This is a genomic window from Streptomyces sp. MAI_2237, assembly GCF_054189285.1.
The window spans coordinates 167,343-194,095 of record NZ_JAJPGQ010000004.1 but is presented as its reverse complement, the minus strand read 5'-3'; the positions used below and the strand labels follow the sequence as shown (position 1 = coordinate 194,095).

25 protein-coding genes are annotated in these 26,753 nt (G+C 73.5%); 23 read left to right on the top strand and 2 right to left on the bottom strand.

All coding sequences use genetic code 11. From position 1 onward, the window contains the following. Nucleotides 1–132: 132 nt before the first annotated feature. From LN251_RS28005 to LN251_RS27955, 11 genes are all read left to right on the top strand, one after another. Nucleotides 133–1,602 (top strand): FAD-dependent monooxygenase, encoded by a 1,470-nt coding sequence (locus LN251_RS28005; protein ID WP_458246967.1) that lies wholly within the window; start codon nt 133–135, stop codon nt 1,600–1,602. Between the two features lie 162 nt (nt 1,603–1,764). After that, nucleotides 1,765–2,463: an antibiotic biosynthesis monooxygenase family protein gene (locus tag LN251_RS28000; protein ID WP_458246966.1), complete on the top strand. Its 699-nt coding sequence runs from the start codon at nt 1,765–1,767 to the stop codon at nt 2,461–2,463. Nucleotides 2,464–2,739: 276 nt separating this feature from the next. Beyond that, nucleotides 2,740–3,069 (top strand): TcmI family type II polyketide cyclase, encoded by a 330-nt coding sequence (locus LN251_RS27995; RefSeq protein ID WP_458246965.1) that lies wholly within the window; start codon nt 2,740–2,742, stop codon nt 3,067–3,069. Continuing rightward, the gene (locus tag LN251_RS27990; RefSeq protein WP_458246964.1) at nt 3,066–4,337 is read left to right on the top strand and encodes a beta-ketoacyl-[acyl-carrier-protein] synthase family protein; all 1,272 of its coding nucleotides are present in this window, start codon (nt 3,066–3,068) and stop codon (nt 4,335–4,337) included. The genes LN251_RS27995 and LN251_RS27990 overlap by 4 nt, the downstream gene beginning before the upstream one ends. Further along, on the top strand, nt 4,334–5,548 hold the full coding sequence (locus LN251_RS27985) for a ketosynthase chain-length factor (protein ID WP_458246963.1): 1,215 nt from the start codon (nt 4,334–4,336) through the stop codon (nt 5,546–5,548). Before LN251_RS27990 ends, LN251_RS27985 begins: the two co-directional genes overlap by 4 nt. Nucleotides 5,549–5,620: 72 nt before the next feature. After that, entirely contained in the window at nt 5,621–5,890 is a 270-nt protein-coding gene (locus LN251_RS27980) for an acyl carrier protein (RefSeq protein WP_458246962.1), read from the top strand. 17 nt (nt 5,891–5,907) lie between these two features. Continuing rightward, on the top strand, nt 5,908–6,696 hold the full coding sequence (gene fabG, locus LN251_RS27975) for a 3-oxoacyl-ACP reductase FabG (protein WP_458246961.1): 789 nt from the start codon (nt 5,908–5,910) through the stop codon (nt 6,694–6,696). Nucleotides 6,697–6,746: 50 nt separating this feature from the next. Further along, the gene (locus LN251_RS27970; protein WP_458246960.1) at nt 6,747–7,691 is read left to right on the top strand and encodes an aromatase/cyclase; all 945 of its coding nucleotides are present in this window, start codon (nt 6,747–6,749) and stop codon (nt 7,689–7,691) included. 1 nt (nt 7,692) lies between these two features. After that, on the top strand, nt 7,693–9,162 hold the full coding sequence (locus LN251_RS27965) for an FAD-dependent monooxygenase (RefSeq protein WP_458246959.1): 1,470 nt from the start codon (nt 7,693–7,695) through the stop codon (nt 9,160–9,162). Between the two features lie 70 nt (nt 9,163–9,232). Next, nucleotides 9,233–10,735 carry an FAD-dependent monooxygenase gene (locus LN251_RS27960; protein ID WP_458246958.1) on the top strand — a complete coding sequence of 501 codons (1,503 nt, stop codon included), beginning with the start codon at nt 9,233–9,235 and terminating at the stop codon, nt 10,733–10,735. A 218-nt stretch (nt 10,736–10,953) separates the two neighbouring features. Then, on the top strand, nt 10,954–11,106 hold the full coding sequence (locus tag LN251_RS27955; RefSeq protein WP_458246957.1) for a hypothetical protein: 153 nt from the start codon (nt 10,954–10,956) through the stop codon (nt 11,104–11,106). A gap of 458 nt (nt 11,107–11,564) precedes the next feature. Here LN251_RS27955 and LN251_RS27950 read toward each other — a convergent pair whose 3' ends face one another. Beyond that, nucleotides 11,565–12,650 (bottom strand): methyltransferase, encoded by a 1,086-nt coding sequence (locus LN251_RS27950; protein WP_458246956.1) that lies wholly within the window; start codon nt 12,648–12,650, stop codon nt 11,565–11,567. A gap of 256 nt (nt 12,651–12,906) precedes the next feature. On the opposite strand from LN251_RS27950, the gene LN251_RS27945 reads away from it, so the two are divergent. The 9 genes from LN251_RS27945 to LN251_RS27905 all read left to right on the top strand — a co-directional run bounded on the left by LN251_RS27945 (nt 12,907) and on the right by LN251_RS27905 (nt 21,813). Then, nucleotides 12,907–13,992 (top strand): ScyD/ScyE family protein, encoded by a 1,086-nt coding sequence (locus tag LN251_RS27945; RefSeq protein ID WP_458246955.1) that lies wholly within the window; start codon nt 12,907–12,909, stop codon nt 13,990–13,992. A 300-nt stretch (nt 13,993–14,292) separates the two neighbouring features. Further along, nucleotides 14,293–15,420, top strand: coding sequence for an inositol-3-phosphate synthase (locus LN251_RS27940; protein WP_458246954.1), 1,128 nt, complete (start codon nt 14,293–14,295; stop codon nt 15,418–15,420). After that, nucleotides 15,417–16,442: an SCO3242 family prenyltransferase gene (locus LN251_RS27935; RefSeq protein ID WP_458246953.1), complete on the top strand. Its 1,026-nt coding sequence runs from the start codon at nt 15,417–15,419 to the stop codon at nt 16,440–16,442. Before LN251_RS27940 ends, LN251_RS27935 begins: the two co-directional genes overlap by 4 nt. Next, nucleotides 16,439–17,284: a sugar phosphate isomerase/epimerase family protein gene (locus tag LN251_RS27930; RefSeq protein ID WP_458246952.1), complete on the top strand. Its 846-nt coding sequence runs from the start codon at nt 16,439–16,441 to the stop codon at nt 17,282–17,284. The genes LN251_RS27935 and LN251_RS27930 overlap by 4 nt, the downstream gene beginning before the upstream one ends. After that, nucleotides 17,281–17,883, top strand: coding sequence for an EboA domain-containing protein (locus LN251_RS27925; protein ID WP_458246951.1), 603 nt, complete (start codon nt 17,281–17,283; stop codon nt 17,881–17,883). Before LN251_RS27930 ends, LN251_RS27925 begins: the two co-directional genes overlap by 4 nt. A gap of 3 nt (nt 17,884–17,886) precedes the next feature. Beyond that, nucleotides 17,887–18,759 carry a TatD family hydrolase gene (locus tag LN251_RS27920; RefSeq protein WP_458246950.1) on the top strand — a complete coding sequence of 291 codons (873 nt, stop codon included), beginning with the start codon at nt 17,887–17,889 and terminating at the stop codon, nt 18,757–18,759. Nucleotides 18,760–18,763: 4 nt separating this feature from the next. Next, nucleotides 18,764–19,930: a metabolite traffic protein EboE gene (gene eboE, locus LN251_RS27915; RefSeq protein ID WP_458246949.1), complete on the top strand. Its 1,167-nt coding sequence runs from the start codon at nt 18,764–18,766 to the stop codon at nt 19,928–19,930. After that, nucleotides 19,927–21,354, top strand: coding sequence for an alkaline phosphatase family protein (locus LN251_RS27910; RefSeq protein WP_458246948.1), 1,428 nt, complete (start codon nt 19,927–19,929; stop codon nt 21,352–21,354). The genes eboE and LN251_RS27910 overlap by 4 nt, the downstream gene beginning before the upstream one ends. A gap of 129 nt (nt 21,355–21,483) precedes the next feature. Further along, nucleotides 21,484–21,813 carry a 4Fe-4S dicluster-binding protein gene (locus LN251_RS27905; RefSeq protein ID WP_404145565.1) on the top strand — a complete coding sequence of 110 codons (330 nt, stop codon included), beginning with the start codon at nt 21,484–21,486 and terminating at the stop codon, nt 21,811–21,813. On the opposite strand, the gene LN251_RS27900 is transcribed toward LN251_RS27905, so the two are convergent. Further along, on the bottom strand, nt 21,735–22,700 hold the full coding sequence (locus LN251_RS27900; RefSeq protein WP_458246947.1) for a hypothetical protein: 966 nt from the start codon (nt 22,698–22,700) through the stop codon (nt 21,735–21,737). The two genes, LN251_RS27905 and LN251_RS27900, sit on opposite strands and share 79 nt — an antisense overlap. Nucleotides 22,701–22,872: 172 nt before the next feature. Here LN251_RS27900 and LN251_RS27895 point away from each other — a divergent pair, with 172 nt between their 5' ends. Genes LN251_RS27895 through LN251_RS27885 form a run of 3 tightly spaced genes read left to right on the top strand, consistent with a single transcriptional unit; the run spans nt 22,873 to nt 26,701 of the window. Continuing rightward, complete coding sequence (locus LN251_RS27895) at nt 22,873–23,739, top strand: hypothetical protein (RefSeq protein ID WP_458246946.1); 867 nt, start codon at nt 22,873–22,875, stop codon at nt 23,737–23,739. Between the two features lie 57 nt (nt 23,740–23,796). Beyond that, the gene (locus tag LN251_RS27890; RefSeq protein WP_458246945.1) at nt 23,797–25,197 is read left to right on the top strand and encodes an amidase; all 1,401 of its coding nucleotides are present in this window, start codon (nt 23,797–23,799) and stop codon (nt 25,195–25,197) included. A 4-nt stretch (nt 25,198–25,201) separates the two neighbouring features. Further along, nucleotides 25,202–26,701, top strand: coding sequence for a glutamine synthetase family protein (locus LN251_RS27885; protein WP_458246944.1), 1,500 nt, complete (start codon nt 25,202–25,204; stop codon nt 26,699–26,701). Nucleotides 26,702–26,753 lie beyond the last annotated feature (52 nt).

Below are 26,753 nucleotides of genomic sequence, written 5' to 3'. Positions count from 1 at the left end.
ACCCTTCTGACAAAGCTCTGACATAGTCCGCATTCTTATGGACTTCATGGTCGAAAACCTGTACCGGCGGCTATTTACGGCCGTCTGCGGCGCTGGCAATACTGGCCGGACACCAGTGGGGAGAAGGGTCATATGAGCGACTTCGATACGGACGTCATAGTGGTGGGAGCCGGTCCCACCGGACTCATGCTCGCGGGTGAATTGAGACTCAATGGAGTCTCGGTCACGGTGCTGGACAAACTCGCCGAGCCTATTCGCCAGTCGAGGGCTCTGGGTTTTTCGGCGCGGACGATCGAGGAATTCGCGCAGCGGAATCTGATGGCCCGTTTCGGTGAGGTGGGGGTCATCCCCGTCGGTCACTTCGGCGGGGTCGGCCTGGACTACCAGGTGATCGAGGGTGGCTCCTTCGGGGCGCGCGGCATCCCGCAGGCGCGCACCGAGGGCGTCCTGGGCGGCTGGGCGGCCGAGCTGGGCGCGCAGGTGCGCCGCGGCGTGGAGGTCACCGGCCTGCGCACGGACGAAGACGCGGTGAGCGTCAAGGCCCGCACCGCGGACGGCGAGATCGAACTGCGCGCCCGCTACCTGGTGGGTTGCGACGGCGCCCGCAGCGTGGTGCGCACGGCCGCCGGCATCGACTTCCCCGGCACCGAACCCACCATCGAACTGCGCTTCGCCGACGTGGCCGGCATCCGGCTGCGCCCGCGGTTCAGCGGCGAGCGCGTGCCCGGCGGCATGGTCATGGTGATGCCGCTGGGCCCGGACCGCAGCCGGGTCATCTACTTCGACCGCGACCAGCCGCTGCGCACCAGCCCCGGCCCGATCACCTTCGAGGAGGTCGCCGAGGCCTTTGAGCGGCTGTCGGGGGAGGACATCAGCGGCGCCACCCCGCTGTGGGTCAGCTCCACCACCGACGTCAGCCGGCAGGCCGCCGCCTACCGCAAGGGCCGCATCTTCCTGGCCGGCGATGCCGCCCACATCCATCTGCCCATCGGGGCGCAGGGGATGAGCGCGGGCATCCAGGACGCGGTCAACCTCGGCTGGAAGCTGGCCCTGGCGGTCCAGGGCCGCGCCGGCGAAGCCCTGCTGGACAGCTACCACGACGAACGCCACCCGGTGGGCGCCCGCATCCTGACCAACACGCTGGCCCAGCGCACCCTCTACCTGGGCGGGGAGGAGATGGCCCCGCTGCGCGAGGTGTTCGCCGAACTCGTCGACGGCTACGACTCGGTGCGGCGTCTGCTGGCCGGCATGGTCACCGGCCTGGACATCCGCCACGACGTCGGCGAGGGCGAGCACCCGCTGCTGGGACGGCGCCTGCCGGAGCGGGAGCTGGTCGTCGACGGCGAGAAGGTCTCCAGCTTCAGCCTGCAGCACACCGGCCGTCCCGTGCTGCTCGAGCTCGGCGGCGACCACGGGCTGCGCACGGCGGCGGCCGGCTGGGCCGGCCGGGTCGACGTGGTGGCCGCCGACTTCGACTGCGAGGCGCCCGTGGACGGCATCCTCCTACGCCCCGACGGCTACGTCGCCTGGGTCGCGCCCGCGGGGGCCGGCGCCGACGGCCTGGCGCCTGCGCTGCACCGCTGGTTCGGCCCGGCCGACTGACACACCCCCCAGCCCCGGCCCCCGGGCCGTCCAGCCCCTCCGCCCCCGGCCTCCCGGCCGTCCACCTCCTCCGGGCCCCCGGCCCCTCGCCGGCTTCGCCGGCCCCTCAGCCCCCTGCCCCTGTTCTTTTTGCCCGTACCGTCAAGGAAGCGAAGGACACCCATGCCCACCGTATCCGTGCAGGACAAGCACCTGACCGTCCTGAACCTGTTCACCACCGACGCCCCCGAGAAGCAGGACTCCCTCGTCCAGGAGATGACGAAGATCGTCAACGCGGCGACGTACGAGGGGTGGATGTCCAGCACCGTGCACGCCGGTGTCGACAGCCCCGGCACCGCCAACTTCATCCAGTGGCGCAGCGGCGAGGACCTGGAAAAGCGCTACGCGGGGGAGGAGTTCAAGCACCGCACGCTGCCGGTCTTCGGTGAGATCACCACCTCGATCCGGCTGCTGCAGAACGAGATCGCCTACACCCTCACCGGCGATGGCCCGGACACCGAGGTCACCATCTGCCCCAACCGCGGCAACTACACCGTCATCGCCGTCTACCAGGTCGAGCAGGCCAATCAGGACGAGCTGATCGACGCCCTGGGCCCGGGCCAGGCCGGCATCGTCGACGCCCCCGGCTTCCGCGGGCATGTCGTCCTCAAGGGCCTGCGCGCCCGCGGCCTGGAGGGCTCCTTCGCCGTCTCCTACTCCCAGTGGGAGAACAAGCAGGCCTACGACGCCCACCGCGACCTGCCCGAGGAGAAGTGGCCCGAGGGCCGCCGCAAGGCCGCCGCCCGCATCGACGCCGTCGCCACCGGCGTCGACGTCAACACCTACGACGTGGTCCTCACCCGCTCCGCCGACAGCGAGTGACCCGGCGCGCCGCCCGCCGGCGCCCCGCCGTCGCCCGACGCCCGGCCCCTCGCAGGGCTGGGCGTCGCCCATAGCCCGGCCCCGGCCCCGCCACGGCCCCGGCCCCGCCCCGGCCCCGGCTTGGCGCGGCTCCGGCGGAACTCAGGCGCTGCGCGGGCCGGGCGCTATCACCGCCCCGCACCGTCGAGGCGACGGGCAAGGCCCGCCCCGGGCCGCCACTCGTGCCGGCCCGCTTCGCACGACCTGCCATGCCACCGCCGAGGAGCTGAAACCCTTATGCACAGCACGCTGATCGTCGCCCGGATGGCCGCCACCTCCAGCACCGATGTGGCCCGGCTGTTCGCCGACTTCGACGCCACCGACATGCCGCACCGCATGGGCACACGGCGCCGCCAGCTGTTCGCCTACCGGGGCCTGTACTTCCACCTGCAGGACTTCGACCAGGACAACGGCGGCGAGCTCATCGAGGCCGCCAAGAGCGATCCCCGCTTCGTGCGCATCAGCGAGGACCTCAAGCCGTTCATCGAGGCCTACGACCCGGCGACCTGGCGCTCCCCGGCCGACGCCATGGCCGGCCGGTTCTACACCTGGGAGGCCTCGGCGTGAACCGGCGACGCGTCGTCATCACCGGCATCGAGGTCATCGCCCCGGGCGGGGTGGGCCGGGAGAACTTCTGGGACCTGCTCAGCAACGGCCGCACCGCCACCCGCGGCATCACCTTCTTCGACCCCGCCCCCTTCCGTTCCCGGGTGGCGGCGGAGGCCGACTTCGACCCCCAGGCGCACGGCCTGACCCCTCAGGAGGTGCGCCGCCTGGACCGGGCCGCGCAGTTCGCCGTCGTCGCCTCGCGCGGCGCGGTCGCCGACAGCGGCCTCGAGCTGAACACCCTGGAGCCGCACCGTATCGGCGTCACCGTCGGCAGCGCGGTCGGCGCCACCATGGGCCTGGACGAGGAGTACCGGGTCGTCAGCGACGGCGGCCGCCTCGCCGCCGTCGACCACACCTACGCCGTCCCCCACCTGTACGCCTACATGGTGCCCAGCTCGTTCGCCGCCGAGGTCGCCTGGGCGGTGGGCGCCGAGGGCCCCAGCACGGTGGTCTCCACCGGCTGCACCTCCGGCATCGACTCCGTCGGCTACGCCGTGGAACTGATCCGCGAGGGCTCGGCGGACGTGGTGATCGCCGGCTCCTCCGACGCGCCGATCTCCCCGATCACCATGGCCTGCTTCGACGCCATCAAGGCCACCACCCCGCGCCACGACGAACCCCAGGGCGCCTCGCGGCCCTTCGACGCCACCCGCAACGGGTTCGTCCTGGGCGAGGGGGCGGCGTTCTTCGTCCTGGAGGAACTGGCCGGCGCCAAGGCACGCGGCGCGCACATCTACGCCGAGATCGCCGGCTACGCCACCCGCTCCAACGCCTACCACATGACCGGTCTGCGTCCCGACGGTGCGGAGATGGCCGAGGCGATCGACATGGCGCTGGCCGAGGCCCGGCTCAACCCCGAGGCGATCGACTACGTCAACGCCCACGGCTCGGGCACCAAGCAGAACGACCGGCACGAGACGGCCGCGTTCAAGCGCAGCCTGGGCGAGCACGCCTATCGCACGCCCGTCAGCTCGATCAAGTCGATGGTCGGGCACTCCCTGGGCGCGATCGGCTCCATCGAGATCGCCGCCTCCGCGCTGGCCATGGAGTACGACGTGGTGCCGCCCACGGCCAACCTGCACACCCCCGACCCCGAGTGCGACCTGGACTACGTGCCCGTCGTCGCCCGCGACCAACTCATCGACGCGGTCTTGAGTGTGGGCAGCGGCTTCGGCGGTTTCCAGAGCGCCATGGTGCTGGCCCGCCCCGAAAGGAGCCTCATATGACGTCCTCGGTGGTGGTGACCGGCCTGGGCATCGCAGCCCCCAACGGCCTGGGCCTGGACGACTACTGGTCGGCGACACTGAGCGGGAAGCACGGCATCGGCCGCATCACCCGCTTCGACCCCGCCGCCTACCCCGCCCGGCTGGCCGGCGAGGTGAGCGGCTTCGAGCCCGAGGAGCACCTGAGCAGCCGGCTGCTGCCGCAGACCGACCGGGTCACCCGGCTCGCGCTGGTCGCCGCCGACTGGGCGCTGAAGGACGCCGGCGCGAACCCGCAGAGCATGGGCGCCTTCGACATGGGCGTCATCACCGCCTCCGCGGCCGGCGGCTTCGAGTTCGGCCAGGGCGAGCTGCAGAACCTGTGGAGCCGCGGCAGCCAGTACGTCTCCGCCTACCAGTCCTTCGCCTGGTTCTACGCCGTCAACAGCGGCCAGATCTCCATCCGCAACGGCATGAAGGGCCCCTCCGGCGTCGTCGTCAGCGAGGGCGCCGGCGGCCTGGACGCCGTCGCCCACGCCCGCCGGCAGATCCGCAAGGGCACCGCCCTGATCGTCACCGGCGCCGTCGACGCCTCCATCTGCCCCTGGGGCTGGGTCGCCCAGCTGACCACCGGCAAGCTGTCCACCCGCGACGAACCCGACCGCGCCTACCTGCCCTTCGACCGGGACGCGTGCGGCTACGTGCCCGGCGAGGGAGGCGCCCTGCTCATCGCCGAGGACGCCGACGCCGCCCGCGCCCGCGGCGCCCGCGCTTATGGCGCCATCGCCGGCTACGGCGCCACGATCGACCCCCGCCCCGGCAGCGGACGCGAGCCGGGCCTGCGCAGGGCCATCGAGATCGCCCTGGCCGATGCCCACCTGGGCGCCGCCGACATCGACGTGGTCTTCGCCGACGGCGCCGGCGACCCGGCCGCCGACCTGATCGAGGCCCGCGCCATCAGCGCCGTCTTCGGCCCCCGCGCCGTGCCGGTGACCGTGCCCAAGACCATGACCGGACGCCTGTACTCGGGCGCGGCGCCCCTGGACCTGGCCTCCGCCTTCCTCGCCATCCGCGACGGCGTCATCCCGCCCACCGTGCACATCGAGCCGTGCACCGACTACCCGCTGGACCTGGTCCTCGCCCAGCCCCGCGAGATGCGCGTGCGCACCGCGCTCGTCCTGGCCCGCGGCCACGGCGGCTTCAACTCCGCCATGGTCGTGCGCGCCACCGACTAACCCCCCCACACACCACGCACCGCCCCCCCCACGCGTCACTGCTCCATTCATCCGCGAAAGGTAGGACCCACCATGTCCCGCAAGCTGTTCACCCTCGAAGACCTCAAGCGCACTCTGCGGGAGGCCGCCGGCGTCAGTGAGGGCGTCGACCTGGACGGCGACATCCTCGACACCGAGTTCGAGGAGATCGGCTACGAGTCGCTCGCCCTGCTGGAGGCCGGCAGCCTCATCGAGCGCGAGTACGACATCGCCCTGGACGAGGAGGCCGTCGGCGAGGCCACCACCCCGCGCGCCTTCATCGACGTCGTCAACGCCCAGCTCGCGCCGGCCCAGGCCGCCTGAAACGGAAAGGCCCGGCCATGACACACACCACCACCCCCAAGGTCGCCGTCGTCACCGGCGCCACCAGCGGCATCGGGCTGGCCGCGGCCCGCCTGCTGGCCGAACAGGGCCACCAGGTGTTCATCGGCGCCCGCAGCGCCGAGAACATCGCCGCCACCGTCAAGGACCTGCAGGCCGCCGGCCTCGAGGCGGACGGCGCCGTCCTCGACGTGTGCGACGCCGCCTCCATCGAGGCGTTCGTTCAAAGCGCCGTCGACCGCTTCGGCACCGTCGACGTCCTGGTCAACAACGCCGGCCGCTCCGGCGGCGGCGTCACCGCCGACCTCGACGACGAACTGTGGCAGGACGTCATCGACACCAACCTCACCAGCGTCTTCAAGATGACCCGGGCGGTGCTGAACACCGGCCGGATGCGACACAAGGACCGCGGCCGGATCATCAACGTCGCCTCCACCGCCGGCAAGCAGGGCGTCGTCCTGGGCGCCCCCTACTCCGCCTCCAAGCACGGCGTGGTCGGCTTCACCAAGGCCCTGGGCAACGAACTGGCCCCCACCGGCATCACCGTCAACGCGGTCTGCCCCGGCTACGTCGAGACCCCCATGGCCCAGCGCGTGCGCCAGGGCTACGCGGCCGCCTACGACACCACCGAGGACGCCATCCTGGAGAAGTTCCAGGCGAAGATCCCCCTCGGCCGCTACTCCACGCCCGAGGAGGTCGCCGGCCTCATCGGCTACCTGGCCTCCGACACGGCCGCCTCCATCACCGCCCAGGCCCTCAACGTCTGCGGCGGCCTGGGCAACTTCTGACCCCACCCCCCCTGCTTCCTTCTTTTCCGACACCCTGCGAGGAGAACCTCATGACGACGCGTGAGGTCGAGCACGAGATCACCATCGACGCCCCGGCCGCCGCGGTCTACGACCTGCTCGCGGACGTGACCCACTGGCCGCGGATCTTCCCGCCCACCATCCACGTCGATCGCCCGGAGACCGACGGCAGCGAGGAACGCATCCGCATCTGGGCCACCGCCAACGGCCAGGCCAAGAACTGGACCTCGCACCGCACCCTGAACCCCGGCGAGCTGACCATCACCTTCCGCCAGGAGGTCCCCGCTCCGCCCGTCAAGCACATGGGCGGTACCTGGATCATCGAGCCGCTCGGCGCGGACACCTGCCGCGTCCGGCTGCTGCACGACTACAGCGCCCTCGGCGACGACCCGCACGACCTGCTGTGGATCGAGCGGGCCGTGGAGAAGAACAGCACCTCCGAACTGGCCGCGCTCAAGGACAACGTCGAGCGCGTCCACGCCGCCGACACCGAGGAGCTGACCTTCTCCTTCACCGACACCGTGCACATCGCCGGCAGCGCCAAGGACGTCTTCGACTTCATCAACGAGGCCGACCGGTGGGCCGAACGCCTCCCGCACGTGGCCGTCGTACGCCTCACCGAGGACACCCCGGGCCTGCAGGAACTGGAGATGGACACCCGCGCCAAGGACGGCTCGGTGCACACCACCAAGTCCTACCGGGTCGTCTTCCCCCACCACAAGATCGCCTACAAGCAGGTCACGCTGCCCGCCCTGATGACCCTGCACACCGGCGAGTGGACCTTCCTGGAGAGTGAGGACGGCACCACCGCCTCCTCCCAGCACACCGTCACCCTCAACACCGCCAACATCGCCCGGATCCTGGGCGATGAGGCCACCGTCGCCGACGCCCGCGCCTACGTGCACACGGCGCTGTCCACCAACAGCTCGGCCACCCTCGCCCACGCCAAGGCCCACGCCGAGCAGAAGAAGGCCTGAGATGCCGGGGGACACCATCCAGGCCGACGTCGTCGTCGTCGGGGCCGGCCCCGTCGGGCTCATGCTCGCCGGGGAACTCATCCGCGGCGGCGTCGGCGTGGTCCTGGTGGAAAAACGGCGCGGCCCCCACACCGGGTCGCGGGCCTCCACCCTGCACGCCCGCACCATGGAGCTCCTGCACGGCCGCGGCCTGGTGCCCGACCTGGGCGACCCGCCCCGCGAACCGCGCGGCCACTTCGGCGGCATCCCCCTGGACCTGACCCTGCCCAGCTCCCACCCGGGCCAGTGGAAGGTGCCCCAGACCAAGACCGAAGCGGTGTTGGAGGAATGGGTGCTGGCCCAGGGCGCCGAACTGCGCTGCAAGCACGAACTGACCGCACTTGAGGACACCGGCGCGGCCGTCGAGGGCCAGGCCCAGGGCCACGACGGGGTACGGCGCCGCATCCGCGCCCGCTACCTGGTGGCCTGCGACGGCGAGGACAGCACCGTGCGCCGCCTGATCGGCGCCGACTTCCCCGGACAGGCGGCCGGCCGGGAACTGCTGCGCGCCGACGTCGCCGGCCTCGACATCCCCGACCGGCGCTTCCAGCGCCTCGAGGGCGGCCTGGCCATCGCCGCCCGCCGCCCCGACGGCGTCACCCGCGTCATGGTCCACGAGTTCGGCTCCCGCGCCGGCGACCACGGCGACCAGGCCCGCTTCGAGGACCTCGTCACCGCCTGGAAGAAGGTCACCGGCGAGGACATCAGCCACGGCACCCCGCTGTGGGTGAACTCCTTCACCGACGCCTCCCGCCAGCTCACCCACTACCGGCACGGCCGCATCCTGTTCGCCGGCGACGCCGCCCACCAGCAGATGCCCATCGGCGGCCAGGCCCTCAACCTCGGCCTGCAAGACGCGGTCAACCTGGGCTGGAAACTCGCCCTGCACCTACGCGGCCGGGCCGACGCCACCCTGCTGGACACCTACCACACCGAACGGCACGCGGTGGGCCGCCAGGTCCTGGCCAACATCCGCGCCCAGGCCCTGCTGCTGCTCGGCCCGCCCAGCGTGGAACCCCTGCGCCGGCTGCTGGGCGAACTGATCGCCCTGGAGGACGTCCGCGCCCACCTGGCCGGCACCATCAGCGGCCTGGGCCTGCGCTACGACCTGCCCGGCCCCGCCCACCCGCTGCTCGGCGCCCGACTGCCCGCCACCACCCTGCGCATCGGCCCGCGCCGCGTGGACGGCGCCCACCTGCTGCGCACCGGCGGCGGCGTGCTGCTGGACTTGCGCGCCGACCTGCCCCCGCTGCCCCTGGCCGACGGCTGGACCGGCACCGTCAGCCGGGTGGCGGCCGTGCCCGAACAGCCCCAGGCCTGGCACGGCGCCGACCGCATCCTGCTGCGCCCCGACGGCCACATCGCCTGGGCCGGCACCGGCGAGGAGCAGCTGGGCCCGGCGCTGCGGCGCTGGTTCGGCCCGCCGCGGTGACACCGCCCCGGCCCGCCTGCGGCACCACCGCACTCGAAGTCACCCGACGCATCTGCAGAAAGGCACCGTCATGGAAGCAACAGCGGTGGACACCGATGTCCTCATCGTGGGCGCAGGCCCCACCGGTTTGATGCTCGCCGGGGAACTCGCCCTCGGCGGCGTCCGCGTCATGGTCGTGGAGAAACTGACCGAACCCACCATGCAATCGCGTGGCCTGGGCTTCACCGCCCGCACGATGGAGGTCTTCGACCAGCGCGGACTGCTGCCCCGCTGGGGCGGCCTGGAGGCCATGGCGCAGGGGCACTTCGGCGGCGTCCAGTTCGACTACACCGTGCTGCCCGACGCCCACTTCGGCGCCCGCGGCGTGCTGCAGTGGAAGACCGAGGAAGTTTTGGAGAAGTGGGCCACCGAACTGGGCGCCGACATCCGCCGCGGCTGGGCCTTCACCGACCTCGCCGACACCTTCCTCGACGGCGACCATGTCCAGATCACCCTCGACACCCCCGACGGACCCCAGCAGCTGCGCTCCTCCTACCTCGTGGGCTGCGACGGCTCACGCAGCCGCATCCGCAAGGCGGCCGGCTTCGACTTCCCCGGCATCCCCGCCAGCCGCAAGATGTACGTCGCCGACGTCGTCGGCTGCGACCTGCGCCCCCGCTACCTCGGCGAACGCCTGCCCAAGGGCATGGTCATGGTCGGCCCGCTGGGCGACGGCGTGGACCGGGTCATCGCCTGCCCGCACGGCACCCCCGCCAGCGAACGCGACGCCATCGTCCCCTTCGCCGAGGTCGCCGACGCCTGGCAGCACATCACCGGCGAGGACATCCACCACGGCGGCGCCACCTGGGTCAGCTCCTTCACCGACGCCACCCGCCAGGCCTCCCACTACCGGCGCGGGCGGGTCTTTTTGGCCGGCGACGCCGCCCACATCCACCTTCCCGCCGGCGGACAGGGCCTGAGCACCGGCGTGCAGGACGCGGTCAACCTCGGCTGGAAACTGGCCCTGGCCGTGCGCGGCCAGGCCTCCCCGGCCCTGCTCGACAGCTACCACGGCGAACGCCACCCCGCGGGCCAGCGGCTGCTGATGAACACCCGCGCCCAGGGCATCATCTTCCTCGGCGGCGAACAGGCCGACCCGCTGCGCGAGCTGTTCACCGAACTCCTGCAGTACGACGACGTCAAAAAGCACCTGGCGGGCATCGTCAGCCACCTCGACATCCACTACGACCTCGGCGCCGAGGCCGGCGAGCACCCGCTGGCCAGCCGCAGGATGCCGCCGCGAACCCTGAACGTCCAGGGCGGCGAGACACTCCGCGTCCCCGAACTGCTGCACTCCGGACACGGGGTACTGCTGGACCTCGCCGACGACGCCGCCGTGCGCACCACCGCGCAACCCTGGCAGGGACGCGTGGACGTGGTGACCGCCACCCCCGCCGACACCGCCGCCGCCGAACAACTCGCCGACGCCACCGCCCTGCTGATCCGCCCCGACGGCTACGTCGCCTGGGCCGGCACCCCCACCACCCCGGGCCTGCACACATCCCTGGAACGCTGGTTCGGCCCCGCCGCCTGACCCCCACCCCCACCGACCGCCGGGGCCCTTGGTACAACCCCCCGTCACCAAGGGCCCCGGCCCCCTTTCCCCTGCGCCCCCCAACGACCCGTACGCACGCCGCCGCCCGACCCACCCCGCAGTAGGGCAGCAGGACACAGGCTCGCCGAACGGGTCCCGCCGCGCACCTGTGCACGCACGGCCCCGCGGGGGCCGCTGCTCATCTCAACCGACACGTCGTGACCGCCCCGCCCCTGCACGGGCCGCACCCCGTCCCGCAGCCGCGCCTGCGCCCGTGCGCCCGCACGGCCGGGACCGGCGAGGCCGTCACCCGCCGTGCCGGCACCTGCGCCGGTCCCGCGGGCCGCGTGCACCGCACCAGCGGTGCGTGACCGCCCGCCCCTCCACGACGCGCTCCCACCTCACCCGCACCCGCCACCCACGCACCGGGGGCGGACGGGGGCACCGAACGGGTCCGCTGCCCGCGCGCCCGCACGGCCGGGGCCGCCACCGGCCGGGCGCCGGCATCCTCCACCGCCCCCGCAGCGGGGCAGGCGGACGCGACGGGCGCCGAAAAGAGATCCGACGTGCGCGCGCCTGTACGGCCGCCGGCGGCGAGGCCGCCCGGCTGCCACCGGGGCTCGGCCTCGCGGGGCCGCTTCCGCGGTGCCGGCGCGGCGTGAGCACCCCGGCCCGCCGCGCCGCGGCGCACCCATCCTGCACCCGGGTGCCGGCCGCTTTTGGCAGGCGCCGGGTCGCGTCCCGCGGGGCGGGGGAGTGGACGGCGAACGGCCCCGGGCGCGCATATCGGCGCGGCCGGGGCCGTTCGGCGGGGCGGGGTCAAGGCGGGTCAGGCGGGGACGGCTTCCACGATGGAGACCGCGGCGGCGGTCTCCACGACGCGTTCCAGCCGGAAGCCGGCCTTGGAGAGCAGGTCGGCGTACTGGGTGGCGGTGCGTTCCCGGCCGCCGACGAGCAGCATCAGCCACAAATCGACCAGCTTGCCCGAGTGGGGCTCGTCGCCCTGCTCCGGCACCACCATCTCCACCAGCAGCAGCTTGCCGCCCGGCTTGATGGCCGCGCGCACGTTCTTCAGGATGCGCAGCGCCTCCTCCTGCGGCCAGTCGTGCACGATGTGCTTGAGGACGTAGGCGTCGGCGCCGCCGGGCACCGGGCCGAACAGGTCGCCGGCCACGGTCGTGCACCGGTCGGCGACCCCCTGCTGGGCCAAAAAGCCGGCCGCGCCGTTGCCCTCGACCCGCGGGTCGTAGAGGATGCCGCGGGTTTGGGGCGCCTGCTGCAGGATGCCCGCCAGCAGTCCGCCCTGTCCGCCGCAGAAGTCCAGCACCGTGGCGAAGGCGGAGAAGTCGTAGGCGCCGACGACGGGGACCGTCTCGGTCGCGGACATGTTGCCCATGCCGTTGATGAACACCGCCCCGTAGTCGGGGTTGCTCTCCAGGTACTCGAACGCGCTCATCCCGCGCAGCTTGGGCAGGCTCGGCTCGCCGGTGACCACGGTCTCCAGGAACGACGCCCAGTCCTCCCAGTGGATGGGGTGCCCCATCAGCAGCGCGATGTCCCGCATCGTCATCGGATGCTCCGCGCGCAGCGCGTCGCCCAGCGCGGTCAGCGCGTAGCGGCCGTCCTCGCCGGTGCTGAAGACGCCCTGGGCGGCCAGCAGCCGCAGCACCCGGTGCAGGGCGTCGGGGTGGGCGCCGACCCGCCCGGCGATCTCCTCGGCGCTCAGCGGGCCATCGGCCAGCGCCTCGGCCACGCGCAGTTCGGCGGTGACGCGCAGCGCCTGCGTCACCATCGAACCCATGATCATCTCGAGCAGGGCGAAGGGCGGCGGCGCCATGTCGCGCACCTGCTTCTGCAAATCTGCCCGCTGTTTTTCCAGGCCGCGGACGACGGACGGGGGCGGCAGTTCGGGCATGCGATTCCTCCCGGGTGCATTTCACCGGCAATTTCTGTCCCAGCCGGACGGGCAAGGGACCCGGACGTCCACGATAGGAATAATTTTCGCGGCCCGGTCGAGGCCTGCTCGAATTTTCATCGTGTCCGGATTCACTCTGTTTAAGTGCGGGATTTCCGCAGTCAGTCACGCTCTTCGACTCTCTATGGTGGCCGGGATTTCGCGTCCGCTCTCCGAGTTCTCGGGGGAAAGCAAGCGGCGAAGCCGAAGGAGAGACATGTCGAATACCCGCAGCCTCTGGAAAAAGGTTCTGCCCACCGCCGCGGCGGCCGCGACGGCGTTCGCGGCGATGGCCGTGGCGCCCGCCCAGGCGGACGCCACCACCGATGCCCGGCTCACCGTCGTCGCCGCCGGTCTGAAGAACCCCCGCGGCATCACCGCCCAGTCGGACGGCTCCCTGCTCATCGCCGAGGCCGGTGAGGGCCTGCCCGGCTGCGCCGCGGGCACCCGCTGCGTCGGCAACACCGGTGCGGTCGTGAAGATGTCGGCCAGCGGCTACGTCAGCCGGCCGGTCACCGGCCTGGCCTCCACCGCCGTGGGCGCCGCCGACCCCACCACCGTCAACGCCAGCGGCCCCGCCGACGTCGAGCGCGACACCACGGCCGGCGGCTATGACGTGCTGTCCTGCTTCGGCGGGCCCGGCACCACCGACCTGCGCACCTCGCTGGGCAGCGGCGCGGGGACGCTGGGCACCGTCTACCGCACCGTCGACGGCACCGTCCTGGGCGACCTGGCCGCCCTGGAGAGCGGTCAGAACCCCGACGGCGCCGACATCAACGCCAACCCCTGGCGGCTGGTGCGCAGCGGCTCCGGTTTCCTGGCCACCGACGCCGGCGCCAACGACGTGGTCTCCCTGCCGGGCGACGGCACCGCCACCGCCCGGTATGTGATGCCCACCAACAACACCAGCCAGTCGGTGCCCACCGGCCTGCTCAAGGCCTCCGACGGCACCCTGTACATCTCCGACATGGGCGGCGGCCAGGTCGGCGGCTCGCGGATCTGGAAGGTGGCGCCCGGCCAGCAGCCGCAGGTCCTGGTCTCGGGTCTGACGAACATCACCGACATCGCCTTCGACTGGAAGGGCAACCTGCTGGCACTGTCCTACAGCTCCTCCTCGCTGTCCCAGGCGCCCACCCCGGGCTCGCTGTCCCGGATCGACCTGAGCACAAGGAAGGTCACCACCGTCCCCACCGGTACCCAGCTGGTGCAGCCCAACGGCATCGGCGTCGACGTCTTCGGCGACGTGTACGTCACCAACCACTCCGTGGGCACCAACGGCCAGCTGGTGCGCGTCGACTACTGACACACAAGCCGACCGCCGTTTGCCCCGTGCCGGGCACGGGGCGGACGAACCTTCTCGCGGCCCCGCCGGATCCCCCGCCGGCGGGGCCGCCGCCATGCCCGCACCCGGCCCGCACCGTGCGCGCACGGGGTGCGGCGGGCGGCGTACGTGGTGGTGGAGCGGTGGCCGGGACTCCAGTGGGGGACGGCTCGTCGGCTGCTCGAACGCGGCTGGAGAGGAGCGACTGTCGGCCGCGGGGGTCGGCATTCTGGCCGGGCATCCGCTTGCGCGGACCGTTGCCCACGTCCAAGGAGGCCACCCGTGCTCGAACCCGCCCAGACTGCCGCCGCAGCACCCACCGGGGTGTGGCTGGTCGGTGCCCGCGGCTCGGTCGCCACCACGGCCGTCGCCGGCTGCGCCGCGCTCGAGGCCGGGCTGTTGGCGCCCACCGGCCTGCTCACCGAGACGCCCCCGTTCGCCGGCAGCCACCTGCCCGCGCTGTCCTCGCTGGTCTTCGGCGGCCACGACACCGCCGGCGGCGTGCTGACCAAGCGTGCCGAGCAGCTCGCCGCGCAGGGTGTGCTGCCGCACTGGCTGCCCGGCGCCGTGCACGGCGAGCTGACGGCCGCCGACCGCCGCATCCGCCCCGGCGGGCCGCTGCCCGGCGACGACCGCAGCCCCGAGGAACTCATCGCCCACTTCGCAGCCGACCTGCGGCAGTTCGCGGCGGACACCGGCGCCGTGCGGACGGTGGTGGTCAACGTCGCCTCCACCGAGCCGGCGCCCGCGCCGGGCGCGTGGCCGGCCAGCTCCCTGTACGCGGCCGCCGCCCTTGAGGCCGGCTGCGCCTACGCCAACTTCACCCCCTCCACCGGGCTGCACCACCCGCAGCTGGCCCAGGCCGCCCGCGCCTGCGGGCTGCCGTTCGCGGGCCGGGACGGCAAGACGGGCCAGACCCTGCTGCGTTCGGTGCTGGCGCCGATGTTCCATCAGCGCGCCCTTGAGGTGCGGGCCTGGTCGGGCACCAACCTCCTGGGCGGCGGCGACGGCGCCGCGCTGGCCGACCCGGCGGCCGCGGCCGCCAAGAACGCCGGCAAGGAGCGGGTGCTCGCCGACAGCCTCGGCACCCTGCCCCAGGGCACGGTGCACATCGACGACGTACCCGTGCTGGGGGACTGGAAGACGGCCTGGGACCATGTGGCCTTCGACGGCTTCCTGGGCACCCGCATGGTGCTGCAGACGATCTGGCAGGGCTGCGACTCGGCGCTGGCCGCGCCGCTCGTGCTGGACCTGGCCCGGCTGCTGGCCCGCGCCCACGAGGCGGGCCTGAGCGGGCCGCGCCCGGAGCTGGGCTTCTACTTCAAGGACCCCGACGGCGACGCCGCCTCGCTGGCCGAGCAGTACGCCGTCCTGCTGGCCTTCGCCGAACGGCTGGGGGAGTCCAGGTGAGCCTCGCCCCCGAGCGGCCGACCGCCCGGCCGCGCCCGCGGCCCGTGGCGGCGCTCTCCCGGCCGACCGCCCCCACCGCGGACGCCCCCCGCCCCGCCGGGCGCCCGCTGCCGCTGCCGGCGGCAAAGACGGTGCGGGCGTGGGCGGAACTGCTGCGGCTGCCCGCGGTGTGCACCGCGCCGGGGGACGTGCTGGCCGGCACGGCCGTAGCGGGCGCCCGGCCCGGGCGGGCGACGCTGTGCGCGGCGGGCGCCTCGGTGTGCCTGTACGCGGCGGGCATGGCCCTCAACGACTGGGCGGATGAGGACGAGGACGCCCGGGACCGGCCGCACCGGCCGCTGCCCTCGGGCCGTATCCGGCCCCGGGCCGCCCTGGCCGCGGCGGGCCTGCTGAGCGCGGCGGGCCTGGCGCTGGCCGCCGGTGCCGGCCGGCGCTCGGCCGCCGTCGCCGTGCCGCTGGCGGCCGTGGTGTGGGCCTATGACCTGAAGCTGAAGAACACCCCGGCCGCCCCGGCGGCCATGGCCGCCGCCCGCGGACTGGACCTGCTGCTGGGTGCGGCGTCCACCGGCCGGCCGCTGCGCCCCGCCCTCATCCCGGCGGCCCTGCTGGCCCAGCACACCGGCGCGGTCACCCTGGTCTCGCGCACCGAGACGCAAGGCGGCTCCCCGGCCGCCCCGCTGGCCGCGCTGGCCGCCACGGCCGCCGTCACCGCCACCCTGATACGCACCCCCGCCCCGCCCGGACCCCACCCCGGGCGCCCGGCCGGGGCGGGGCGGGGGGCGGATGCCGTGCGGGCGGCTCTGATCGCCGCCTACCCGGCCACGGTCGCCGCACCACTGCTGCACACGGTGCTCAACCCCTCCCCGCCGCTGACCCAGCGGGCCGTCGGCGCCGGCATCCGCGGCATGGTCTGTGTGCAGGGCGCCCTGGCGGCGCGGGCCGGCGCGCCCGGCACCGCGCTGCTGACCGCGGCCCTGGCCCCGCTCGCCGCCCGCCTGGCGCGGAAGGTGAGCCCCACGTGAACCCACTGCGCCTGGGATACGGCACCAACGGGCTGACCGACCTGCGGCTGGAGGACGCCCTGGGCCTGCTTGCCGACCTCGGCTACGACGGCGTCGGTCTGACCCTGGACCACATGCACTTCGACCCCCTCGCCCCGGGCCTGGCCGCGCGCACCGCCCGCCTCGCACGGCGCCTGGAGCGGCTCGGTCTGCAGGTCACCGTCGAGACCGGCGCCCGCTACCTGCTCGATCCGCGCCGCAAACACGGCCCCACCCTGCTGGACGACGACGAGGACGCCCGGTGGATGCGCATCCGCCTGCTGATCCGCGCCGCACAGATCGCCGCCGACCTCGGCGCGCACGCCCTGCACTGCTTCAGCGGCGTCATTCCCGACGGCGTCGACACCGACACCGCCCTCAAGCGCCAGAGCGACTCCCTCGAACACGTCCTTCAGGCGGCCGAGGCGGCCGGTGTGCCGCTGGCGATCGAACCCGAACCCGGCCATCTGCTGGCCACCGTCGAGGACTTCCACCGGCTGCGCACCGACCTCGGCGACCCCGAGGCCCTGGGGCTGACGTTGGACATCGGCCACTGCCAGTGCCTGGAGAGCGCTTCACCGGCCGACTGCGTGCGCGCCGCGGCGCCCTGGCTGCGGCACGTGCAGATCGAGGACATGCGCCGCGGCGTCCACGAACACCTGCCGTTCGGCGAGGGCGAGATCGACTTCCCGCCGGTGCTGGCCGCGCTGGCCGCCACCGGCTACCAGGGGCTGACCGTGGTGGAACTGCCCCGCCACTCCCACGCCGGACCTCAACTGGCCGCCGAATCCCTCAAGTTTCTGCGACAAGGAGGCACGCGATGACCGCCGTGCACACCGCACCCGAGAACCTGCCCGACCTTCCCGACCTGCCTGATCTGCTCGATGTGGGTGGGCGGCTGTGGCTGGAGGCGGCCCGCGCCCAGGCCGCCGCACAGCAGCCCGGCTGGCAGCTGCGTTTCGCCGAGGCCGGCCGCGCCTGCGGCGACGCCGCGGATGCGGCCCGGGTGCTGCTGCTGGTGGCCGCCGCCCCTCAGGCGGCCACCCTGACGCTGCTGTACCGGCAGGGCACCGCCGCCGAGCGGCGCGCGGTCCTGACGGCGCTGGCCCGGCTGGACGTGCCCGCCGGTGAGGGGGTGGCGCTCGTCGAGGACGCCCTGCGCACCAATGACACCAGCCTGCTGGCCGCGGCCCTGGGCCCCTATGCCGCCCGCCACCTGGGCGCCCACGCCTGGCGGCACGCGGTCCTCAAATGCCTGTTCACCGGCGTGCCCGTGGCCCAGGTGGCCGCTCTGGCCGAACGCGCCCGCGGCGATGGGGAACTGGCCCGGATGCTGCGCGCCTTTGCCGCCGAGCGCACCGCCGCCGGCCGCACCGTCCCCGAGGACCTCACGCACGTGCTCGCCCTGACCGCAAAGGAGTAGCTGATGCGCATCTTCGACCCGCACATCCACATGACCTCCCGCACCACCGACGACTACGAGGCGATGCATGCCGCCGGCGTCCGCGCGGTCGTCGAGCCCGCGTTCTGGCTGGGCCAGCCCCGCACCTCGGTCGCCTCGTTCGTGGACTACTTCGACGCGCTGCTGGGCTGGGAGCCCTTCCGCGCCGCCCAGTACGGCATCGCCCATCACTGCACGATCGGCCTCAATCCCAAGGAGGCCAACGATCCGCGCTGCACGCCCGTCCTTGAGGAGCTGCCCCGCTACCTCGTCAAGGACCAGGTCGTCGCGGTCGGCGAGATCGGCTACGACGCCATGACCCCGGCCGAGGACAGCGCCCTGGAACACCAGCTGCAGCTGGCCGCCGACCACGCGCTGCCCGCCCTGGTGCACACCCCGCACCGCGACAAGCTGGCCGGCCTTCATCGCACTCTGGACGCCGTACGCCGCTCCGCGCTGCCCATCGAGCGGGTGCTGCTGGACCACCTGAACGAGACCACCGTCGCCGCCGCCAAGGACAGCGGCTGCTGGCTGGGTTTCTCCGTCTACCCCGACACCAAGATGGACGAGCGGCGGATGGTGGCGGTGCTGCGCGAGTTCGGCCCGCAGCGGGTGCTGGTCAACTCCGCCGCCGACTGGGGGCGCAGCGACCCGCTGAAGACCGCCAAGGTGGGACACGCCATGCTCGCGGCCGGCTTCACCGCCGACGACGTCGACCTGGTGCTGTGGCGCAACCCGGTGGAGTTCTACTCCCTCAGCGGCCGCCTCGCCCTCAAGGCCCCCGCCACCGGCCCCACCCACGAGGGCAACTCCATCCTGCGCGGCGCCCCCGCGCCGCCCGTGCCCGCCGGGCGGTGAGCCGGTGCGATTCCGCCACCCCGACGGCAGCACCGTCCACCTCGCCTACTGCACCAACGTCCACCCCGCCGAGGACCTCGACGGCATCCTTGCCCAACTGCGCACCCACTGCGCGCCGGTGCGCCGGCGCCTGGGCGTGGACCGGCTCGGCATCGGCCTGTGGCTGGCCGCCGACGCCGCCCGGGTCCTGGACGGCGACCGGCGCGCCCTGCACACCCTGCGCACCGCACTGAACCGGCACCACCTGGAGGTCGTCACCCTCAACGGCTTCCCCTACCAGGGCTTTGGCACCGGCGAGGTCAAGTACCGGGTGTATCAGCCGGACTGGGCCGATCCGCGCCGCCTGGCCCACACCCTCGCCCTGGCCCGGATCCTTGCCGCCCTGATGCCTGAGGACGTCACCGACGGCAGCATCTCCACCCTGCCCCTGGCCTGGCGCACCGCCCATGACGCCGCCCGCGCCGCCCGCGCCCGGGCGGCGCTGACCGAACTGGCCGGTCGTCTCGAGGACATGGCCGAGGCGACCGGCCGCTCACTGCGCATCGCGCTGGAACCGGAGCCGGGCTGCGTGGTGGAGACCTGCGCCGAGGCGATCGGCCCGCTCACCGCCATCGGCCACGACCGCATCGGGGTGTGCGTCGACACCTGCCACCTGGCCACCTCCTTCGAAAACCCCGCCACCGCCCTGGCGGCGCTGGCGGATGCGGGCATCGCGGTGGTCAAGTCCCAGCTGTCGGCGGCCCTGCACGCCGAGCACCCCGATCGGCCGGAGGTCCGCCGCGCGCTGGCCTCCTTCGCCGAGCCGCGGTTTTTGCACCAGACCCGCACCCGCACGGCGGCCGGCCTGCACGGCACCGACGACCTGCCCCAAGCCCTGCACGACGGCCTGCCGCGCGGCAGGCCCTGGCGCGCCCACTTCCACGTCCCCCTCCACGCCGCCCCCACCCCGCCGCTGACCTCCACCGTGGACGTCCTGCGCCAGACGCTGCAGGTCCTGCTCGGCGGCGCCCGTGCGGCCACCACGCATCTGGAGGTGGAGACCTACACCTGGCAGGCGCTGCCGCCCCGGCTGCGCCCCGACAGCCCCGGCGCGCTGGCCGACGGCATCGCCGCCGAACTCGCCCTCGCCCGCGATGTGTTGCTCGACCTCGGTCTGAAGGAGCTGCCGTGACCCTGGCGCCGACCCCGCTGCTCGTCCTCGACGTCGTCGGCCTCACCCCGAGGCTGCTCGCCCACATGCCCCGCCTGGCCGCCCTGGGCCGGCAGGGCTCACGCGCCGCCCTGGACACCGTGCTGCCCGCGCTGACCTGCTCGGTGCAGGCCACCTTCCTCACCGGCCTGAGCCCCGCCGAGCACGGCATCGTCGGCAACGGCTGGTACCTGCGCGACCTGGGCGAGGTGATGCTGTGGCGGCAAAGCCACCAGCTCATCGACGGCGAACGCCTCTGGGACGCCGCCCGGCGCACCCACCCCGGCTACACGGTGGCCAACGTGTGCTGGTGGTACGCGATGGGCGCCGACACCGACTACACGATCACCCCCCGGCCCGTCTACCGCGCCGACGGCCGCAAGGAACCCGACTGCTACACCCGCCCGGCCGGCCTGCACGACGAACTCACCGCCCGCCTGGGCACCTTCCCGCTGTTCAACTACTGGGGCCCCGGCGCGAACCTGACCTCCTCCAAGTGGATCATCGATGCCACCGGGTATGTGATGGCCTCCCGCAGCCCCGACCTGACCCTGGCCTACCTGCCCCACCTCGACTACGACCTGCAGCGCTACGGCCCCGACGACCCCCGCTCGCACCGGGCGGCCGCCGACCTGGACGCCGCCCTGGCCCCGCTGCTGGACCAGGCCCGCGCCCAGGGCCGTACCGTCGTCGCCCTGTCGGAGTACGGCATCACCCCCGTCCGCCGACCCGTCGACATCAACCGGGCGCTGCGCCGCGCCGGCCTGCTGGAGGTGCACACCCAGGACGGCATGGAGTACCTCGACCCGCACGCCTCGCGCGCGTTCGCCGTCGCCGACCACCAGATCGCCCACGTCTACGTGCGCCGCCCGCAGGACGTGCCCGCCGCCCGCGCGGTGCTGGAGCAGCTGCCCGGCGTGGGACGGCTGCTGGACGAGGACGGCAAACGCGAGTATCGCCTGGACCATCCGCGGGCCGGTGACCTCGTCGCGCTCGCCGAGCCGGACGCCTGGTTCACCTACTACTACTGGCTCGACGACGCCCACGCCCCCGACTTCGCCCGGCTGGTGGACATCCACCGCAAACCCGGCTACGACCCGGCCGAACTGTTCCTCGACCCCCTCGACCCGTATGTCAAGGTGCGGGCGGGTGCGGCACTGGCCCGCAAGAAGCTGGGCCTGCGCTACCTGATGTCCGTCATCCCCCTGGACCCCTCCCCGGTGCGCGGCAGCCACGGCCTGCTGCCGGCCGGCGACGACGACGCCCCGCTGCTGCTGTGCTCCGCCCCCGGCGCCGTCGAGGGACGCCTGGCCGCCACCGACGTCAAACAGCTCCTGCTCGACCTGGCCGCCCGCCCCGCCGAAGCCGGCACGGCCGTGCGCAAGGGGGCCGCGGTGGGCCGCTGAAGAGGGGGCCGGCCTCCTCGACCGGCCCCCCACCACCACTCCGGGGCCCATCGAGACGGCGCCCCGAGCATCGAAGGCGTCCCGGTTCCCGGCCGTGGCCGAGAAGACTCACATAAGGGGTCCCTGCCCGTGAAAAAGATCGCCTCGTCGGCTGCGCTGTCCGGGCGGGCCGAGCGGATCGCCGTCCGCACCCGCCCCGACACCTGGAAGAAGCCGCCGCGCCGCATCGAGAAGTCCGAGTGCATCACCTGCGACACCTGCCTGCGCAGCTGCCCGGAGGAGTTCGGGGCCATCTTCGATCGCGGCCTCGACGTCGTGATCGTCCCCGAACTGTGCTCCGGCTGCCCCGCCTGTGTCCTTGAGTGCCCCGTCGACTGCATCTACGTGGACGAGGACTGGACGCCGACCGACGAGACGATGTGGAACCACATCGAAGCGACCGGCAAGGACACCCGATGAGCGCGGCCAGCGCGGCGAGCGGTCGCGGGGAGTCCCGCCGCGAGATCAACGCCCGCAAGCGGATCAGCCGCCGGCCCAGCCGCGCCGGGGTACCGGCCGGCACCGTGAAACCGGACCGCGAGTTCGACCCCGAGGCGGGCTTTCCCGGGCTGCTCCAGCGCACCTGGCAGCACGCAGGCGAGGCCGGCGACCTGCGCTCCTTCGTCGAGGTACTGCTCACCCTCGACGGACATGTGCCCGCCGACGTCCAACTGCGCGCCCTCAGCGGCCCCGAGGAGGCCGCCCTCGCGGTGCTGTGCGGGCTGACCTGGCGCCCCCAGCCGGACGAAGCCGACGCCGCCCTGGAGGAGCCGGACGGGGAGTGCGCCTTCGTGGGGGAGATCGGCCTGTCCACCTCCGGCCGCATCCTGCTGCGCGTGCCCTCCCAGGAGCCGCTGGACCGCCGCAACCTGGTCGGCGGCGTCCGCCGGGTGCTCTGGAGCGCCGCACACCTGCACGCCTACCAGCAGCACACCCAGGCCGCCGCCGCCCGCCTCGCCCACAGCGTCGCCGACTGCCGCGCCTGGCTCGAGGCACAAGGCGCCGACGGGCGGCAGGAGTTGCTGACACAGGCCCGCGAGGCGGCGCTGCGCACCGCGCCGTTTGTCCTCTACCAGCAGCAGCAGCGCTACACCAACTTCCGCGAGGCCAACAACCTCACCGGCAAGACGCTGTGGCCCGGCCACCCCGACTGTGCGCTCAGCAGCCTGCGCGGGCTGCCGCTGTACCTGTGGTCCGACCACGACGTGCAGCTGGTGGTGTGCCTGACCCTGCTCATCCGCTCGGCCGGCTTCGGCCGCATCGAAGAGGCCAACGGCACCCAGCTCAGCGTCGATCACGTCGCCCACATGCTCGAACGCATCCGGCAGGGCTACAACACCGTCCCCGGCGGCACGCCGGTGCCCGCCGCCGCGGGCCTGCACCGTCGCCGCCCTGGACGACCTGGCTCGCGCCCTGCGCGCGCGCCGCCAGCAGGCCGGCCACGGCGCCCAGCTGTACCGGGAGATCCACGGCGCGCTCATGCACAAGATCGAGCGGGTGGCCGCGGCCCCCGGCGAGCGGGCCCGGGCCCGCGAGGAGGCGATGGCCGCCCGGCTCGCCGCCGTCCTGCCGCTGGCCGGCGCCACCCTGGACGAACTCGGAGACCAGCTCGCCGCCGCCCCCGACTGGCTGGCCGCCCCCTACGGCACCTTCGGCACCGGCCTGGAACACCTGGTGCACGAAACGGTCGCCGCCGCCACCGACGTCTTCGAGGCCGACTTCACCATGAGCCGCGGCATGCGCTCCCTGCCCGACCTGGTGGCGGCGCTGCGCGCGCAACGCTGGGAGGAGATCTGCGACTGGGACATCACCCAGTTCTTCTGCTGCGTCGTCCCCCACCCCCAGGCCGCACGGCACTTCGGCGGCTCGTCGGCCGCCCTGGCCGACGCCGCCTGGGCGATGTCCTCCCGCATGCAGTACAACTCCTGGCACTTCATCGCCGGCAACCTGCCCCGCACCCAGGAGGTCGGCGCCCGCGACCACTTCGTGCCGCCGACCATCCCCGACGTCGCCTTCTACTCCGACCAGCACCATCACGGCCACGTCAACAACAAGGTGCGCTTCTCCATCCGCACCCCGCAGGCCGTCGAGGTCGACGGACGGCTCTTCAACGGCTTCATCGACCTGCGCCTGCTGCGCTGCGAGGGCACCCCCTTCGACGAGCAGGACCTGCTCGCCGCGCACCGGGTCTCGGCGTTCGTGGCCCGGGCCACCACCCAGGCCGCCGCCCTGGCCGCGGCCGGCCACAGCGTGGAGGTCACCGCCTTCGACTCCCCCTGGCACTGGTCGGCCATCGCCGGCGGCACCTCGGCCGCGGCCGACGGGCAGGCCCGCCGTGCGTCCTGACCCGCACGGCGGGCCCCGCCCGCCCTCGCACCCTGAGCGCTCTTGAAGGAGAGCTTGATGACCGCCCGCGGTATCCGCCACATCAAGGAGCTCCTGTCCGAAGGAGAGCTCACCGTCGCCGACCACGTCCGCTCGGTGCTGTCCGCGATCCAGGAGCGCGACACCCTGGGCGCGTATGTCGCCGTCGCCGGCGAGGAGGCCCTGCGGGCCGCCGAACTGGCCGACGCCCGCATCCGCGAACGCGGCCGGGAGGCCTGGTGGGACCAGCCGCTGCTGGGCGTCACCGTCTCGATCAAGGACCTGCTGCAGACCCGCGACCTGCCCACCCGCCGCGGCTCGCTGCTGCCCAACGCCCGCCCCGCCCAGGACGCCCCCGCGGTGGCCCGGCTGCGCGCGGCCGGCGCCGTCGTCGTCGGCAAGACCACCACCTCCGAGTTCGGCTGGAGCGCCTCCACCGTCGGCCGCCTCGCACCGCCCACCCGCAACCCCTACGACCCGCAGCTCAGCGCCGGCGGCTCCAGCGGCGGCGCGGGCGCCTCGGTCGCGGCCGGCCTGTGCGAAGGGGCGCTGGGCACCGACGGATCCGGCTCCATCCGCATCCCCGCCGCCTTCTGCGGCGTCGTCGGCTACAAGCCCTCCTACGGACGCGTGCCCTACTGGCCCAACGGCGCCGACCGCCTCGCCCACCAGGGCCCCCTCGCCGCGAGCGTCGCCGACGCCGCCCTGCTCGGCCAGGTCATCGCAGGCCCCCACCCCACCGACCCCGACTCTGGGCTGGGCTCGCTGGACTCCCCGCGCGACCTGCGGGCCCTGCGGATCGGCTGGATCGAGTACGAGGGCACCGACGCGGAGATCCGCCGGGTCACCGAACGGGGCAAACAGGCCCTGCTGGAGGAGGGCCACCGGGTGGAGGACATCGAGGTGCGCTGCCAGAACCTCTACCCGGCCGTCGTCGACATCCTCGCCGCCACCGAGGCGGCCGGCACCCCGCCCGAGGCGGAGCAGTGGTGCGACCCGGGCCGGCTGGAAATCGTGCGGCATGGGCGCACCCTCAGCGGTGTCCGCGTCATCCAGGCCGAGGAGGTGCGCCAGAACCTGCGCGCCACGCTGCGCTCGGTCATGGACCGCTACGACCTGCTCGCCATGGCGACCGTGCCCGTCGAGCCGTTCGCCGCCGACGCCATCGGCCCCGCCTGGGCGGCCGATCCCCGCGATCTGACGTGGCTGGCCTGGGCGCCCGCCTCCTACCCCTACAACATGACCGGGCAGCCGGCCGTGTCCCTGCCCGCCGGGCTGACCCGCGCCGGGCTCCCGGCCGGCCTGCAACTCGTCGGCCCGGTCGGCGCCGACGACCTCGTTTTGACCGTGGCCCGCCGTCTGGAGGCGCTGCTGGCCCCGCTGCCCGCGCCGCCCGCGGCCGACCTCATCCCCGTCACCACCGGCGAAAGGACGCTCTGAAGCCATGTATGTCAGGTCATGGTCCGCCCCCGTCGCGGAGGGCAGCGTCGGACGCCCCTCGTTCGTCACCGACCACCAACTGTGGGACACCGCCCAGCAGGAGGCCGCCGAACGCATCGAGGCCGCCCTCGACGACATCGACCTCGTCCGCGTCGCCTTCGCCGACCCCCACGGTCTGGCCCGCTCCAAGACCCTGACCGCGGCGGCCTTTCGCACCGTGCTGCGCAACGGCATGAACTTCAGCCCCGGCCCGTTCCTGTTCGACACCGGGCACGCCGTCGCCGTCGACTTCCTCGGCGACCACGGCATCGGCGTCGACGAGATCACCGGAGCCGGCAACTTCCTCCTCGTCCCCGACCCCACGACCTTCCAGGTGCTGCCCGGCTCCGGCCCCCGCACCGCCTGGGTCATCGGCGACGAGTACCTGCGCGACGGCACCCCCCACCCGCTGTCCGCCCGCGCCGTGCTGCGCCGCGTCGTCTCCCGCTACACCGGCCGGCAGCTGACCCCCGTGCTCGGCCTGGAGGTCGAGTGGTACCTCACCCGCCGCCTGGACGACGAACCCGGCAACCAGGGCAACGGCTTCGGCCTGCAAGGACGCGCGCCGCGGGTCGCCGCCGTCAACGCCGGCTACCAGTTCAACCTCGACGCCGCCTACGACACCGTCGCCCCCGTCACCGACCCCCTCGCCCAGCACCTGCTGCACCTGGGCCTGCCCCTGCGGTCGATGGAGCACGAGTCCGGTCCCGGCCAGGTGGAGACCACCTTCAGCCCCATGTCCGCGCTGGACACCGCCGACGCGATGCTGCTGTTTCGCACCTCCACCAAACGGTTCTGCGCCCGCCTCGGCTACCACGCCTCCTTCATGTCCCAGCCGCTGCTGGACGCCGCCGACCCCAGCGGCTGGCACCTGAACCAGTCCGTCCTGGACGCCGGCGGGCGCAACATCTTCTCCGCCGAGGGCCTGTCCGGCGGCCTGTCCCCGCAGGGCAAGGCCTACGCCGAAGGCCTTTTGTCCTGGGCCCGCGAACTGTGCGTGCTGTCGGTGCCCACCGTCAACGGCTACCGCCGCCTGGCCGCCGAACACGCCCTGGCCCCCACCCACGTGGGCTGCAGCGTGGAGGACCGCACCGCCATGCTCCGCCTGGTCGGCAGCGGCGCCGCCGCCCACATCGAAAACCGCATGGGCGAACCGTGCGCCAACCCCTACCTGAACATCGCCGCCCAGCTGTTCGCCGGCCTCGACGGCCTCACCGCCACCCCCACCCCCGCCGAAGCTCTTGGTGACGGCCCCGGCCAAGTGGTGCCGCAGTCGCTGCGCGAGGCCGTCCAGGCCTTCACCGCCGGACGCGCCGAGCAGCTGCTCGGCGCACCGCTGGCCGCCTGCCTGACCCAGCTCAAGGACAGCGAACTGCGCCGCTTCGAGGCCTGGGCCGTGCACGCCGCCCCCACACCGGGCCAGGTCACCGACTGGGAGCAGCGCGAATACTTCGGGGCGTTTTGAGGGAGCGCCCCGAAACCGGGGCCCGGCAGGGCGACGGACGCGCCGCCCTGCC